Below are 13,893 nucleotides of genomic sequence, written 5' to 3' on the forward strand. Positions count from 1 at the left end.
ATCAACTTTGACGATACAGTGCAAAAGCCTCTTCGCCGCTCGCATTGTCGTGCACGATCGCCATCAATGCGCGCACCACGGCTTTCGGATTGGAGTGCTGATAGATGTTGCGTCCATAGACCATGCCCATCGCACCTTGCTTCATCAAGGCCGCCGACTTGTCGAGGACGGATCTCAGATCCTCCTTGCCGCCGCCGCGGACGAGAACCGGGCAACGCGCCGCTTCGACCACCCGGTGGAATTCGTCCGCATCGTTGGTCGGGTCCGCCTTGACGATGTCGGCGCCCATCTCCCGGGCAAGCCGTGTCAGCGTGACGATCTTGTCGGCATCGCCATCGACCATGTACCCGCCATGCTCGGTCACCGGTTGCATGACGAGCGGCTCTATCATCAGCGGCATGCGGTATTTGTCGCAATCGGCCCGGACGCGGGCGATGTTCTGCACGCATTGGCGGAAAAGATCCGGTTCGTCCGGAAGCATGAACAGGTTGACGACGACGCAGGCCGCATCCATCGCCAGCGCCCCGATCAGCGGCTCGGCTTCGTTCTGCAGCACCGCCCACATGTCGCGGTGGCGGATGCGGTTATAGGGATTGCCCATGTCGATGCGCATGACGAGCGCCGGCTTGTCCTTGCCGGGAAGATTTTGCAGCAGATCGGCCTGGCCGTAGTTCATCTGGATCGCGTCGGGCGCAGCCGCGGTGAGTGCCTTCACCACGGTCTCCATGTTTTCGAGTCCGCTCAAGAAAGACGGTTCGTTGCAGACACCGTGATCGATCGCGACGTCGAGGCAGCGTCCGCGGTTGAACAGGCGGTTCATCCGCACCTTGCTATTGGTTCTCATGCTAGTTCTCCTTCGTCGTAGGTTGCGCGGCAGCCTGGACTGAGGCCACGGCAAAAGATTGCGGTATCACCCCGCCGCGACGGCCTTAGCCAATGGGGGTGGCATTCGGGCTGCAAGGGCTTTCTCGTCGACCCCGTGCCGGTCTCGCAGGAGCGCAAGGCACCGGTTCCGCTCACTCAAGCTGCGCGCCTCGGACCAGCCCTTCTCCCCCGTCAGCAGTTCAAGCGCAGCGTCGAGAATGGCCAGCGAGAGCGTGCCCGAGATGGCGAGCGTCGTGCGGCGCAAGAGCAGATCGTCCAGATGCTCGACCGCCTCGTTGCGGATCAGGAACAGAAGTTCCCGCATCGTATGACCGGCGCCAGGGATCGCGGCATCGCTTCCCTGGCCTATGAAAGCCGCCAGCGCCTCCGCTTCCGTTCCGTAGCGGGAGAACAATTCGGCGACGTGCGGTGGCGGCAGGCCGCAGCGAGCAGCCAACGCGGCAATCCAGCTTTCGCGGTCGGCCGGAAATCGCCGCCCCCCGCCGATGGCGCGGTCGGCCGTCGAGACGCGGCGTGAAAGGCCGAGGCGTTCCAGCGCCGTGTCGGCGGCAAGTTCGCCGAAGGAGCGAAAGGTCGTCCACTTGCCGCCGATCATGCATAGTACCGGCGTGCCGGCGCTCTCGATCGTGGTGCAGAAATGGTCACGCGGGATGCGGCCAGTGAAACTGTCGCTGCTGGCGGGCAGCGGTCGCACGCCGGAGAACTGGTAGACGATTTCCTCCGGCCCGATCTCGATGCCGGGCAAGACGAAGGCCAGCGACTGCAGGATGTAGTCGCGTTCTTCTTTCTCGCACCTGACCGTCCCGGGATCGTCGACCCGGATGTCGGTCGAACCGACCAGCACCTTGCCGAAATAGGGAAAAAGGATGCAGATGCGGCCGTCCTCGTTCTCGTAATAGATCATGTGATCGCCGAGCGCGTCGCGCAGATGCACATTGTCGATGATGAGATGCGATCCCTTCGTGCCGCCCATCAGCGGAGCGGAGCGGTGGTCGGGCGGCAGCAGAGCGCCATTGGTGATGTCGATCCAGCCACCGGTCGCGTTCACGATCAGACTGGGCTCGATCTCCACGCTGACCCCCTCGACGTCGTCGGCAATGATGTATGTGCCGGCCTCGTTTCTGCGAAGCTCGGCATAGTTCAGCGCCGCCGCCTCGGTCGAGGCGGACAGTCCGTCCTGCAGGAGCTCCATGCCGATCCGCTCGGGGTGGCTCACCCAGGCATCGTAATAGGTGGCGGAACTGCGTATCTTCGGGTTGAGCGCCGGCCATTTCGCCAGCGTCGCGCGACGGCCGCGGAACCGGTGGCGCGGCATCAGTGCCCGCTTGCGCGTCAGCAAGTCGTAGATCGAAAGCCCGGCCTTGATCGCGATGGCCCCGCGGCGGCTCGGCCGGCGGCTCAAGCCGAGAAAGCGGACGATGCCATTGGCAAGGCCGGAGAATATGTCAAAGACGGGAACCGTCGTCGCAAGAGGCGACACGAGGTGCGGCGCGTTCCTGAGCAGCCTGTCGCGCTCCACGAGCGACTCCTTCACCAGCGCAAACTCGCCGTTTTCGAGATAGCGCAGGCCGCCATGCACCATGCGCGACAGCGCGGCACTCGCGCCCGAGCAGTAATCGTGCTTCTCGACGAGCAGGACGCGCACCCCCTGCAGCGCGAGCTCGCGAAAGACGCTGAGCCCATTGATGCCGCCGCCGAGGACGCAGACGTCCACCTTCGGGCTCTGGCGGAGCCCGTCCAAAATCTCTGTCCTTGTCATGGGGCGGTCCGTTACCTGTCCATGTTTGCCAGCTCGGCCGCTATCGCAGCATCGATCGCCGAGAGGGCCTCCGCGCTGAGCCGGATCGTGCCGGCTCCTGCATTGTCGAGCGCCTGGGCGGGATTACGCGCGCCGCAAAGCGCGAAGGTGATGCCAGGCTGCGCCAGGGTCCAGGCGATGACGATCTGGGCGATCGATCCCTCGTATTCTTGCGCGATCGGCCTTATCGCTTCGGCGAAGCGCGTGACCTTCTCCCGGTTTGCGACGGAGAAACGCGGATTGTTCCTGCGCTGGTCGTCGCCGGAAAAGACGCGTTCGGGCCCGATCGAGCCGGAGAGAAGGCCCAGAGCGAGCGACGAATAGCTGAGCGTCGCCACTCCGTTTGCCATCGTGACCGGCAGGAGTTGCGCTTCGATCTCCCGGTCGAGCATGCTGAACCGTTCCTGGATCGCATCGAGACCGCCGATCTGCACATAGATCTGGAGTTCTTCCAGGTTCACATTGCTGGCGCCGATCGCCCGGATCTTGCCGGCGGCGCGCAGGTCCTCGAGCGCCCGCATGGTTTCCTCGATCGGTGTCGTCGGGTCTTGCCAATGGGTGATGTAGAGGTCGATATAGTCGGTGCCGAGCCGTCTGAGGCTCTGTTCCACCTCGTGGAAGATCGACTCCCGGCCGAGATGGCGGTGGACCGGCCTGCCGTCCTGGTCGAAGAAGTGATTGCCCTGCTGTGTGTGCCAGACGAGGCCGCACTTCGTTGCGATAACCGCCTTGTCGCGGCGCCCGGACAGCGCCTTGCCGACGATCTCTTCCGCCCGCCCGAGCCCATAGGCGGGTGCCGTGTCGATCAGCGTCACGCCTGCATCCAGAGAGGCCTGGATGGCGGCGACCGATTCCCGCTCGTCCGTGCCGCCCCACATCCAGCCGCCGATTGCCCAGGTGCCGAGGCCGACCGCAGAGGCCGCGACCCCGGAGCGGCCGATCTCCCGCATGATTTGTTGTCCATTCATGAACGCTCTCCGCCTTCCTTGGCCAGTTCGAGAATGCGCGCTCCCGTCGCCTGATCCGTGACGAGCGTGTCCAGATGATTGCCGCGCATGACGCTTAAGATCGGCCCCGCCTTGCTGGGCCCGCTTGCGACACCGATCTTCGTCGGGATCGAAGCGAATTCGGAGAGCGTCAGCGAAACCAGACGCCGATTGAGTCCGTAGCCGCAGACGCGCCCGTGATCATCGAGCAGATGCGCCAGCAGTTCGCAGGAGGCTCCGGATTGCTCGATCGCCTCGCGATCGGTGCTGGATGAGGGGTGCAGGTCGTAATAGCTGGAGTCGTCCGAGAGGATCGAGCCGATGCCCACCACGGCGATCTTCGCGTCGCGCGCCCGCTTGAAGACGTCGGCAACCGAGCGCATGCCGAGCAGCATTTTCCGTTCCGCTTCGCTATCGGCAAAGAGCGGCGCGTGTATCTGGAAAGAATGCCCGCCGAGCCGGTCCGCCATCAGGGTGGAGACGTGGTTGACGTCGGTATAGTGCTTGCCCTGGACGCAGCCGGTCGCGGGGATAACCTCGATATCAAAGCGGCGCGAGGGTTGCAGGCCGGCAACGACGGCGCTTACCCCCTTGCCGCCGGTGATGCAGATCGTATCTCCGTCGGCGATCTGTTCGAGCATAAGCCGTGCCGCGGCTTCGCCGACCGACTGGAGCGCGATCTGAGGGTTGTCGGAGACCGTCGGCACGACGACCGCGCGGCGGATACCTCCGAGCGCCAGCAATTGTTCTTCGATTTCCACCAGTGGCTCGACCGGCGACTTGATCTTGATCTCGACGAGACCAAGCTGGCGGCCGCGCTTGATGAGGCGGTTGACGGTCGCATGCGAGATTCCGAGCTGGTCGGCGATCTGCGCCTGCGTCATGCCCTCCAGGAAGTGCAGCACCAGGGCTTGATGCATCTGCCTGGCGATGACCATTTCTTCGCGCGGGGCGGACATGGATTTCGGTTTGGCGTTCGGCATGTCAGAGAGCCTTCCGCTTGTGCAGCAAGTGATCGATGGAAACCGCGGCGAGCAGTATGCAGCCCTTGATCATATCCTGCCAGTACACCGAAACGTCGAGCAGGATCAGCGAGCTGGTGACGACGGAGAGCAGGGCGATGCCGAGGATGGCGCCGAGGATCGTGCCCGAGCCGCCGTTCAGGGAGGCGCCGCCGATCACCGCCGCGGCGATGATGTTGAGTTCCATGCCGACGCCGAAGGTCGGCGTCGCGGCGCCGAAGCGCGACATGTAGATCGTCCCCGCGACGCCGGAGAGTGTCGCACACAGCACCGTCACCCAGAACTTGACGTCCTTCGTCTTGATGCCGGAATAGAGCGCGGCCTTCTCGTTGCTGCCGGTATAGAAGACCTTGCGGAAGGCGGTCGCCCGGCGCAGAAGGAAATCAAAGGCGCCGACGACAGCGATGAAGATCAGGATCACATAGGGAACCCCGAAGAAAGTACCCTGACCGACCGCCTTGAATGCCGGCGGCAAGGTGAAGAGCGAAAGCGGTGTGCCCTTGGTGATGACGAGGCAGAGACCGCGCACGATCACCATGGCCGCAAGCGACGTAATGAAGTGGTTGAGCCCGACCACGGTGACGAAGAAGCCCATGATGCAGCCGATGGCGGCACTGGCAGCAATCCCGACGAGCGACGCCGTCCAGGGATCGACTCCCATCAGAAAGAGCGAGCCCGAGAGCACCATCGAGAAGCAGACGACGGAGCCGACCGAAAGATCGATGCCGCCGACGATCAGCAGGATCGTCATGCCGACGACGACGATGCCCTCGACCGAGAAGGACATGAGCATCGCCCGGAAATTGCCGAGAGTCAGGAAGTGCGGCGAGGCGAAGCTCATGATCACTGAAAGCGAAAGGATGATCGCAATCAGTCCAGCCTCGCGCATCGTGCCGATCCGCTTCCATGTCGGCCTGCGCGTTTTTTGCGCAACCGCCAATGTATCCACTGCCATAGCCCTGTCTCCCGCTTCTTCAGGCAGCATGCCCGGATGCCTTCAAGTTCGTTTCGGTTGCCGGGCCGATGCCGGATGCAAGCCGCATGATCGCCTCCTCGGTCATTTCGTTGCCCGATACCTCGCCTGCGATCCGGCCCTCGCGCACCACCAGGACGCGGTCGCAGAGGCCGATCAGCTCCGGCAGTTCGGACGAGATCACCAGAATGCCGATGCCGGCACGGGCAAGCTCGCGCAGCAGGCGGTGGATTTCCGATTTGGCGCCGACATCGATGCCCCGCGTCGGCTCGTCCATCAGGATCACCTTTGGATCGACCGCCAATTGCTTGGCGATCGCCACCTTCTGCTGATTGCCGCCCGACAGCGAGGAGACCGGCATATCGACGCCGCCCATCCGCACGCCAAGCCTGCGGGTCAGGTCTTCGGCGAGCGCTCTTTCCTCGCGGGAGTTGAGCAGGCCAAGAGAGGTCAATGCCTTCAGATCGAGTGCGGCAATGTTCTGGGCGATCGAGAGATCGAGGAAAACGCCGGATCCTTTCCGGTCCTCCGAAAGATAGACGACGCCGGCCTTGGCCGCGTCGGAATAGCGCCGTAGACGAAGCACCTTGTCATGCAGCCGGATTTCGCCTTGCGTCACCGGTCGCAGCGCGCAGATACCCTCGGCAATTTCCGTCCGTCCGGAGCCGATCAGGCCACCGACGCCGAGAATCTCGCCGTGGCGGAGCTCGAAGCTGACGTCGCGGAAGCGTTCGCCGGCGCCGAGATCGCGGACCGAAAGAATCGGCTCGCCTAGGCGTTCGGAGGAAGGCTGCTTGTCGGGATAAAGCTGGCTGATCTCGCGGCCGACCATCAGCCGGACCACATCGTCAGGAGTGACGTCCGAGACCATTTCCGTCGCGACATAGCGCCCGTCGCGGAAGACGGTCACCCGGTCGCAGAGGCTGAACACCTCTGCCATGCGGTGGCTAATATAGATGATCGAGATGCCGCGCGCCTTGAGATCGCGGATGATGCCGAAGAGCACCTGCGCTTCGGTCTCTGTCAGCGCCGCCGTCGGCTCGTCGAAGATTAGCACTCGGCAATCGAGCGTCAGTGCCTTGGCGATCTCGACGAGCTGCTGACTGGAGATCGGCAGGTCGCCGACCTTCTGGCTGACGTCGATCGGGGCCAGACGATTCATCACGGCCTGCGCGTCGCGCTCCAGCTGGGCGTAGTTCATCAGAGCCGAGCGACGGCGGTTCGTCGCCGCCATGAACATGTTTTCCGCGATCGTCGCGTCAGGGCAGAGTGCGATCTCCTGATGCACGAGGCCGATGCCGAGCGACTGTGCGACCGCGGGCGAGGCGATCTTTACGGGGGCGCCTTCGATGAGGACTTCCCCTTCCGACGGCTGCAGCACGCCGGCAATGACGTTCATCAGTGTCGACTTGCCGGCGCCGTTCTCGCCGCAAAGCGCGTGAACTTCGCCCCGTGCGAGCCGAAAGTCTACGGCTGTCAACGCCTTGACGGCGCCGAAATGCTTGCTGACATTGCGGATCTCCAGCACGGTCTCTGACGTCATCGCGTTTTCCCCTCCCGCTTCGTCGGCCGCCCGGAGCAAAGATCCAGGCGGCCGCCCATGCGATCTTATTCCTCGATGCCCTTGGTACCGCGGCGTTTCAGGTACTTGTCCCAGTAGAAATCGTCGGCGTTATCGGCCGTGACAATCGACAGCCCGTTGTCGACGACGGGGATGCTCATCGGATTGAAGCCGGAGCGCTTGGCATCGTTCATTGGGTCGATGAGTTCGGGGTGCTTGGCGAGCCAGAGCAGCAGGAAGCCCATATAGCCCTGCATGCCCTGGTTAGGATTGATCGAGCCGAAGACCTCGCCCGCCTTGATCATGTCGAGTATATTGGCGTTGACGTCGGCGCACATGACGAGCACTTTGCCGCCCGTTTCCTTGTTAGCCTGCGCCGCACCGATCGCGGAATTGGCCTCAGGCATGAAGACCGCGCCGAGATTCGGGTTGGCCTGGATGAGGCTCGTGAGCCCCTGATAGGCCTTGTTCGGGTCCTGGTTGGAAGCGGCCCGGCCGACGAGCTTCATGTCGGGCCATTTCTCCTCCATGCGGGCGATGAAGGCCGCGATGCGCTTGTCGTGATTGTCCTGGCCGGGATTTTCGAGGACCGCATACTCGCCCTTGCCGCCGAGCTTCTCGGCGATCTTGTCGGCGGCATAGATACCTTCGCGGGTATTGTCCGAGGTGATGTAGGATACGCGCTTCGACAGGGGCGAATCCGCGGCGAAGGTCACGACCGCCGTGCCCTGGTCGGTCGCCCGGTTGATAGGCTCGATGAACGGATCCGAGTTCATGGGGTGAACCAAAATGCCGGCCGGGTTCTGCGCCAAGGCTTGATCGAAGCTGGCGATCTGCTTGTTGACGTCATATTCCGGCGTTCCGGTGTATTCCGTCTCGCAGCCGAATTGCTGGCCTGCCTGCTTGAACATTTCGTAGACCGGGAACCAGTATTCGACGCCCGATACCATCACGTTCATGACGTATTTTTCGCCCGGCTTGCAGCGGAACGGGTTTTCTGTCGCGGCGGTGGCCGTACCGGCAAGAAGCGTGGTTGCGAGGACCGCCATGGCGGTCGTGCTGAGAAAATTGCGCAAGAATCCTCCTCGAGGCCGAAGCCCCTCCCAAAAAGCGCATCGGCGCGCAAAAGCGGCCGCTGTGTTCGTGAAGTCCGTTCTTCCTCCTCGAAGTCCGGTAGAGGCAGGTAACTCTAGGAGAGGATGCGTGTCAATATATTTCGCATACTGAAATATATTTCACTGCAGCAGCTTCACTTGAGCCGATATGCCGGGCTTGAAAGCGCCTGGCCTAAAAGAGCCGGTCATTGCTATTCTGCTGCGATGACCGAGGACGCCGAAATCCCGCTGACCGGCGGAGAGAGAACCGCTGTCACACGCCGCGGCTCTGTCGTCCTGCGGGAGGCGGGCCCCTGGACCCGGTCGGTTCATGCGCTGCTAAGGCATTTGCGTGAGGTCGGCTTCGAAGGCGCGCCTTGCGTCGTCGGTGATGGCTTTGACGAGCACGGCCGTGAGGTCCTGACGTATATCGACGGGAAGGTCATCAATCCGACGCCCTGGTCGGACGAGGCGATTTGGGGATTAGGCGATCTCATTCGCCGGTTACATGAGGCGGCTGCAACCTTCCGGCCACCACCCGACGCCGTCTGGCGTGGCTGGTTCGGTCGCAGCATCGGCAAAGCGGACATTATCGGCCACTGTGACGCAGCGCCCTGGAATGTGATTTCCCGCCACGGCAATCCCGTTGCGCTAATCGACTGGGAGGCGGCCGGTCCGGTCGACAGGCTGACCGAATTGGCCATGATCGCCTGGAACAACGCGCAGCTCTACGATGACGACGTTGCCGAGAGAAACCGTCTGCCCGATACCGAAAGCCGGATGCGACAAGTGCGCCTATTCGCCGATGGATACTGCCTCGCGGCGCCGGAACGGCATCGGCTCGGATACAGGATCATTGAGTTCGCCGCCGAGAGCGCAGCGAACGAGGCCATAGAACAGGGGATCACACCTAAGACCGAGCATGTTCCGCGCGTCTGGGGGATCGCTTGGCAAACGCGCAGCGTCGCATGGTTGCTGCGAAATCGCAGCGCTCTCGAGCGCGCACTTGTATAAGGATGGCGAGCGCCTGTCGACGCAGTACCTCCGGCATTGCCGCTCAGGCTCGCGGCCTGCCAGCGACAGAGCGCATATTGTCGAGGAGGACCGCAATCAGCAGGATGAGGCCACGCACCACGTACTGATAGAAGGCCTGGATGTTGAGCAGGTTCATGACATTCTCGGCAATTCCCATGATCAGAACGCCTACGACGACGCCGGTCATGGTCGCCCTGCCGCCGGCAAGCGAAACACCGCCGAGAACGCAGGCGGAAATCACCGAGAGTTCGAGACCGGTGGCCGCATTCGGCTGACCCGAGGTGATGCGCGAGGCGAGCAGCACCCCTGCCACCGCGCATACCAGCCCCTGGAGGGCGAAAATCCAGATGCGCATCCGCGCGACGTCCACGCCGGCAAGCCGGGAGGCTTCCGGGTTGCCGCCGATCGCAAGCGTGTTCTTGCCGAAGACGGTACGGTTGAGCAGGAAGCCAAACACGATGAAGAAGAGAGCCATCACCCAGATCGGCGTGGGCACGGTCAGGAACTTCGACAGGGAGAGCTGATAAAATACCGGATCGTTGATTCCGACCGCGCGGCCGTCCGACGCGATCAAGGCGAAGCCGCGTACGATCTGCATCGTCGCCAGCGTCGTTATGAGCGCATTGATGCGGAAACGGGCGATCACGATGCCGTTCGCGAGGCCGACGATCCCACCGCAGGCAAGAGCCGCCAGAAGACCGAGCACTATCGAGCCCGTCGCGTTCGACGCCATGACGGCAACCATTCCCGAGAAGGCTACGGTGGAGCCGACTGAAAGATCGAAGTCGCGCGACGCCAGGCAGAACATCATGGTGCAGGCGACGACGCCGATGGTCACCACTGACTGCAGCAGGCCGAGCATGTTGCGTTCGGTGAGGAAATTCGGAACCGTCAGCGCCACCACCACGAAGGCGGCGGCAAAGATCACCAGCAGGCCCTGTTCGCCGAGAAGAAGTTTTTTCAAGGAAGTCGTCATGGTCAGCTTACCTGTTCGGGAAGGGTGGCCGTCGTGGCTGAGGCATCCGGAAGTGCTGCTGCGAGAATCCGGTGTTCGTCAAAGTCGCTCCGGTCGATTTCGGCCGCGATCCGGCCCTCGCACATCACGAGAATGCGGTCCGCAATCCCCATAACCTCCGGCAATTCGCTAGAGATAACGACGATCGCCATGCCTTGAGCCGCAAGCTCGTAAAGAATTTCGTAGATTTCCGATTTCGCGCCGACGTCGATGCCGCGGGTCGGCTCGTCGATCAGAAGCACCTTGACGCCCTCTTCCGACAGCCAGCGTCCAAGGATCACCTTCTGCTGGTTTCCGCCGGAAAGATTGACGATGTCCTGGTGACGCGAGGGCGTGCGCACCCGCAGCTTCGCGATGAAACGCTCGGCAAGCTCCGCCTCCTTACCCTTGTCGACAACCCCGAATGGCGAGAAATGACGGCGGGAGGAGATCGCCATGTTCTCCTCGATGGAGCGCCCTTGGACGATGCCATCGAACTTCCTGTCTTCCGGGCACAGAACGACGCCGGCACGGATCGACAGCCGCGGGCTGTCCGCCGGCACGGCAAGGCCGTCCACCAGAACCTTGCCCTGCCGGCGGCGATCGGCACCATAGACCAAACGGGCCATTTCGCTGCGGCCCGCGCCGATGAGGCCAAAGAAGCCGAGGATCTCGCCGGCGCGGACGGTAAAGCTGATCGGCTGGGGCAGGTTGGCGCCGGAAACGCGTTCGACCGTAAGCCTCGCGGCTCCGAGCGTCCGGGCGCGCCAACCCCAGATATTCGAAATTTCGCGCCCGACCATTTCAGCGATAATCTGCTCGCGGCGGACTTTTGAGATGTCCGGATGATGGGCTGCAAGCCGGCCGTCTCTCAGCACAGTCAGGCTGTTGCACAGACGGAAGATCTCGTCCAGCCGATGCGAGACATAGAGGATGACCGTACCATTCGACCGCAATCTGTCGATCAGGGCGAAGAGGATTTCGCTTTCTCGCGCTGAGAGCGAAGAGGTCGGCTCGTCCAAGGCAATCACGCGAGCGTCGGTCATCACCGCTTTGGCGATCTCGACCATCTGCCGCTCGCCGATCGACAGGGACGCAACCTTCGCCTCAGGATCGACGTCGATACCGATTTCGGAGAGTCTGTCGGAGACGACGCGGATCAATTGTCGACGGTCGATGACGCCGGCCTTGCCGGGGAAACGGCCGAGCCAGAGGTTTTCGGCCACCGTCAGCTCCGGTACGAGCTGCAGTTCCTGATGGATGACGATGACGCCTGCGTTGAAGGCATCGCGTACGGAACGATAGTGCTGCGGCTCGCCGTTTATGCGGATCTCGCCGGTGTCGGCCGCCTGGTCTCCGGAGAGCACCCGTATCAGGGTGGACTTTCCCGCTCCGTTTTCGCCCATCAGCCCGTGAACGGCGCCCTTTCGGACAGAGAAGGAGACCTCCGACAGCGCCTGGACGCCGGGATAGCCCTTTGAAATCGATTGGAATTCGAGAAAGTCCTGCATTGCAGCGCTCCGAGAAGGACGCCCGGCGGCTTGGCAACGCCGGGCTCGTTTCAGTCGGCAGGGCCTACTCGATCCCGAGTTCCTTGCGGACGGCCTCATAGTTGTCGCGCAATGCAAGCTGGCCCGCGGTCAGGATCAGCTTTTCCGGTTCCTTGCCGTTGGCGATCCACTCATACATGTTGAGGGCCGTCTCGTAGCCGTGGCGCTTTGGCGAGATGATGACGGTGCCGAAGAAGCCCGTCGCGGAAGGCTTCTTGAACTCGTTGATCGCGGAGTCCGCGCCGCCGATGCCGATGCCGATCATGCTGTCCGCGGGGATGCCGACCGTCTCGGTGGCACGCACTGCACCGAGCACGGCTTCGTCGTTGAGACCGACGGCGACCCACTTCTTGATGCCGGCATTCTTGTTGAGAACGACTGTTGCGGCATTGAGAGCGGCTTCGGTGTCGGTCTTTGCCTGCGGCGCGTCGAAGACATTGGCTTCGGGGAAGCCGTTCGCCTTAAGAACGGAGAGCGCGCCTTCAACCCGGTCCACGGCGGTTGGGAGCTGGTCGTAGGAAACGCGGATCGCGCCGACTTCCTTCATGTCCCAGCCGCGCTTCTTGATCTCCGCGACGATCGCCTCGCCCACCGCCTCGCCGATCTTGGTGGCGGAGATGCCCATATGCGGCACGTCCTCGATGGGGCTGCCGTCGGCATTGACCAGCCGATCGTCGACCGTCATCAGCTTCAGATCGTTGGCTGCCGCCTTGGCGACGATGCCGGGGCCGAGCTTCACGTCGGGGGTGCAGATGATGAACCCCTGCGCACCTTGGGCGCCGAGATTGTCGATGGCCGACTGTACCTTTTCGCCATCCTGGGCTCCGATCTTGACGAGCGTGAAGCCCTTTTCCTTGGCCGCCTCGTCGGCGAATTTCCATTCGTCCTGGAACCACGGCTCCTCAGGCTGCTTGACGATGAAACCGATCTTTACGTCGGCGGCGAAGGCGGATGTTGCAGCAAAAATCGCGACGGTGCCGGCCAAAGCGACGGCCTTGATAAAGCGCATGATTTCTCTCCCTATTCGAACTGCTCCCAGCAGCCGCATTTGTGTATGATGGAAAGATCATACTTGTCAATTGCTCTGGTATGATGAATGATAAGCGCCTGTCTGATAAAGCGGCCGAACGAAGGGTCGTCACCTCGGCTCAATTGCGATAAGCATCGCCTCAAGTCCGAAGAAAATAACCGCCGCGCATGGAGATTTCGGTGCAAGGACAACAGGATCAATCGACGGAGCCGAGCGGCGCGCCTTCTCGCCGGCCCCGTGTCCAGAAGGATGTGACGCGGGCGATCGCCGCCGAGATCTGCGGTGACGACTATCCGGCAGGCAGCTTTCTGCCGCGGGAGAACGACCTGTGTGAGCGCTACGGCGTCAGCCGCACGGTGATACGGGAATCGCTGAAGATCCTCGAATCGAAGGGCCTGGTGCGCGGTCGCTCGCGCGTTGGTACCGTCGTCTGCAGCAAGGACGAGTGGAACATACTCGACCAGCAGGTCCTGGAGTGGATCGGTGACCGAATTTTTCAGTTCGATCTTCTGAACTGTATTCTGGAAGCGCGTCGTGCGATCGAACCGATTGCTGCGGAACTGGCTGCTGCGCGTGCGACGGTGCAGGAAATCGCCGCCATTGAGCGCGCCTGGCAGCAGATGAGAGACGCCGAAGGCGACATCGTGAAGTTCACGGCGGCGGACGTCGCCTTCCACGAATCGCTCTTGAAGGCGAGCCACAATCAGGTGTTCCAGCAGCTGGCGAGCATCATCCAGGCCGGCCTCAAATTCTCATTGCAAGCCTCGAACGAGGCGGCGGACACATGTGGCGATGCCGTGGAAATCCACAGGCAATTGGTCGAAGCGCTGCGGATGCGCGACACGGCAGCAGCACGCGCCTGTTCGTGCCAGCTGCTGGACCTCGCCGCCCGCGATCTCGCCGTCGCCGTAAAGCGGCACTCGCCGCCCGCCTGACCGCGCAAACGATTAGCTGCACTCTCTGAC

The 13,893-nt window shown here is 62.6% G+C and carries 12 protein-coding genes; 2 read left to right on the forward strand and 10 right to left on the reverse strand.

Annotated features, from left to right (window positions below; all coding sequences use genetic code 11):
• Nucleotide 1: 1 nt before the first annotated feature.
• The 7 genes from JOH52_RS24885 to JOH52_RS24915 all read right to left on the reverse strand — a co-directional run bounded on the left by JOH52_RS24885 (nt 2) and on the right by JOH52_RS24915 (nt 8,301).
• Entirely contained in the window at nt 2–844 is an 843-nt protein-coding gene (locus JOH52_RS24885; protein ID WP_014530688.1) for a class I fructose-bisphosphate aldolase, read from the reverse strand.
• A gap of 66 nt (nt 845–910) precedes the next feature.
• The gene (locus tag JOH52_RS24890; protein WP_127657819.1) at nt 911–2,644 is read right to left on the reverse strand and encodes a glycerol-3-phosphate dehydrogenase/oxidase; all 1,734 of its coding nucleotides are present in this window, start codon (nt 2,642–2,644) and stop codon (nt 911–913) included.
• Nucleotides 2,645–2,655: 11 nt separating this feature from the next.
• Nucleotides 2,656–3,651 (reverse strand): aldo/keto reductase, encoded by a 996-nt coding sequence (locus JOH52_RS24895; RefSeq protein ID WP_010975361.1) that lies wholly within the window; start codon nt 3,649–3,651, stop codon nt 2,656–2,658.
• Nucleotides 3,648–4,652 carry a sugar-binding transcriptional regulator gene (locus JOH52_RS24900; RefSeq protein ID WP_014530685.1) on the reverse strand — a complete coding sequence of 335 codons (1,005 nt, stop codon included), beginning with the start codon at nt 4,650–4,652 and terminating at the stop codon, nt 3,648–3,650. Before JOH52_RS24900 ends, JOH52_RS24895 begins: the two co-directional genes overlap by 4 nt.
• Nucleotide 4,653: 1 nt before the next feature.
• On the reverse strand, nt 4,654–5,646 hold the full coding sequence (locus tag JOH52_RS24905; protein ID WP_014530684.1) for an ABC transporter permease: 993 nt from the start codon (nt 5,644–5,646) through the stop codon (nt 4,654–4,656).
• Between the two features lie 19 nt (nt 5,647–5,665).
• Complete coding sequence (locus JOH52_RS24910; RefSeq protein ID WP_013850994.1) at nt 5,666–7,207, reverse strand: sugar ABC transporter ATP-binding protein; 1,542 nt, start codon at nt 7,205–7,207, stop codon at nt 5,666–5,668.
• A 65-nt stretch (nt 7,208–7,272) separates the two neighbouring features.
• Nucleotides 7,273–8,301, reverse strand: coding sequence for a substrate-binding domain-containing protein (locus JOH52_RS24915; RefSeq protein WP_003526499.1), 1,029 nt, complete (start codon nt 8,299–8,301; stop codon nt 7,273–7,275).
• Between the two features lie 123 nt (nt 8,302–8,424).
• Between JOH52_RS24915 and JOH52_RS24920 the strand changes: the two genes are divergently transcribed.
• Nucleotides 8,425–9,333 carry a phosphotransferase gene (locus tag JOH52_RS24920; protein WP_014530683.1) on the forward strand — a complete coding sequence of 303 codons (909 nt, stop codon included), beginning with the start codon at nt 8,425–8,427 and terminating at the stop codon, nt 9,331–9,333.
• 43 nt (nt 9,334–9,376) lie between these two features.
• Here JOH52_RS24920 and araH read toward each other — a convergent pair whose 3' ends face one another.
• The 3 genes from araH to JOH52_RS24935 form a co-directional block, all read right to left on the reverse strand.
• Nucleotides 9,377–10,330 (reverse strand): L-arabinose ABC transporter permease AraH, encoded by a 954-nt coding sequence (gene araH, locus JOH52_RS24925; RefSeq protein WP_010975367.1) that lies wholly within the window; start codon nt 10,328–10,330, stop codon nt 9,377–9,379.
• A gap of 2 nt (nt 10,331–10,332) precedes the next feature.
• Nucleotides 10,333–11,859, reverse strand: coding sequence for an L-arabinose ABC transporter ATP-binding protein AraG (gene araG / locus JOH52_RS24930; protein WP_014530682.1), 1,527 nt, complete (start codon nt 11,857–11,859; stop codon nt 10,333–10,335).
• A gap of 64 nt (nt 11,860–11,923) precedes the next feature.
• Nucleotides 11,924–12,907, reverse strand: a complete 984-nt coding sequence (locus tag JOH52_RS24935) for an arabinose ABC transporter substrate-binding protein (protein ID WP_010975369.1) — start codon at nt 12,905–12,907, stop codon at nt 11,924–11,926.
• Between the two features lie 188 nt (nt 12,908–13,095).
• Here JOH52_RS24935 and JOH52_RS24940 point away from each other — a divergent pair, with 188 nt between their 5' ends.
• Nucleotides 13,096–13,863 carry a FadR/GntR family transcriptional regulator gene (locus tag JOH52_RS24940; protein WP_010975370.1) on the forward strand — a complete coding sequence of 256 codons (768 nt, stop codon included), beginning with the start codon at nt 13,096–13,098 and terminating at the stop codon, nt 13,861–13,863.
• Nucleotides 13,864–13,893: the final 30 nt, after the last annotated feature.

This window comes from Sinorhizobium meliloti, assembly GCF_017876815.1.
GTDB lineage: Bacteria > Pseudomonadota > Alphaproteobacteria > Rhizobiales > Rhizobiaceae > Sinorhizobium > Sinorhizobium meliloti.

What these genes read in the sequence shown, in the direction of transcription:
- JOH52_RS24885 (WP_014530688.1), bottom strand. Translation starts at nt 844, where the DNA reads ATGAGAACCAATAGCAAGGTGCGGATGAACCGCCTGTTCAACCGCGGA.
- JOH52_RS24890 (WP_127657819.1), bottom strand. Translation starts at nt 2,644, where the DNA reads ATGACAAGGACAGAGATTTTGGACGGGCTCCGCCAGAGCCCGAAGGTG.
- JOH52_RS24940 (WP_010975370.1), top strand. Translation starts at nt 13,096, where the DNA reads ATGGAGATTTCGGTGCAAGGACAACAGGATCAATCGACGGAGCCGAGC.
- JOH52_RS24895 (WP_010975361.1), bottom strand. Translation starts at nt 3,651, where the DNA reads ATGAATGGACAACAAATCATGCGGGAGATCGGCCGCTCCGGGGTCGCG.
- araH (WP_010975367.1), bottom strand. Translation starts at nt 10,330, where the DNA reads ATGACGACTTCCTTGAAAAAACTTCTTCTCGGCGAACAGGGCCTGCTG.
- JOH52_RS24920 (WP_014530683.1), top strand. Translation starts at nt 8,425, where the DNA reads ATGCGTGTCAATATATTTCGCATACTGAAATATATTTCACTGCAGCAG.
- JOH52_RS24935 (WP_010975369.1), bottom strand. Translation starts at nt 12,907, where the DNA reads ATGCGCTTTATCAAGGCCGTCGCTTTGGCCGGCACCGTCGCGATTTTT.
- araG (WP_014530682.1), bottom strand. Translation starts at nt 11,859, where the DNA reads ATGCAGGACTTTCTCGAATTCCAATCGATTTCAAAGGGCTATCCCGGC.
- JOH52_RS24905 (WP_014530684.1), bottom strand. Translation starts at nt 5,646, where the DNA reads ATGGCAGTGGATACATTGGCGGTTGCGCAAAAAACGCGCAGGCCGACA.
- JOH52_RS24910 (WP_013850994.1), bottom strand. Translation starts at nt 7,207, where the DNA reads ATGACGTCAGAGACCGTGCTGGAGATCCGCAATGTCAGCAAGCATTTC.
- JOH52_RS24900 (WP_014530685.1), bottom strand. Translation starts at nt 4,652, where the DNA reads ATGCCGAACGCCAAACCGAAATCCATGTCCGCCCCGCGCGAAGAAATG.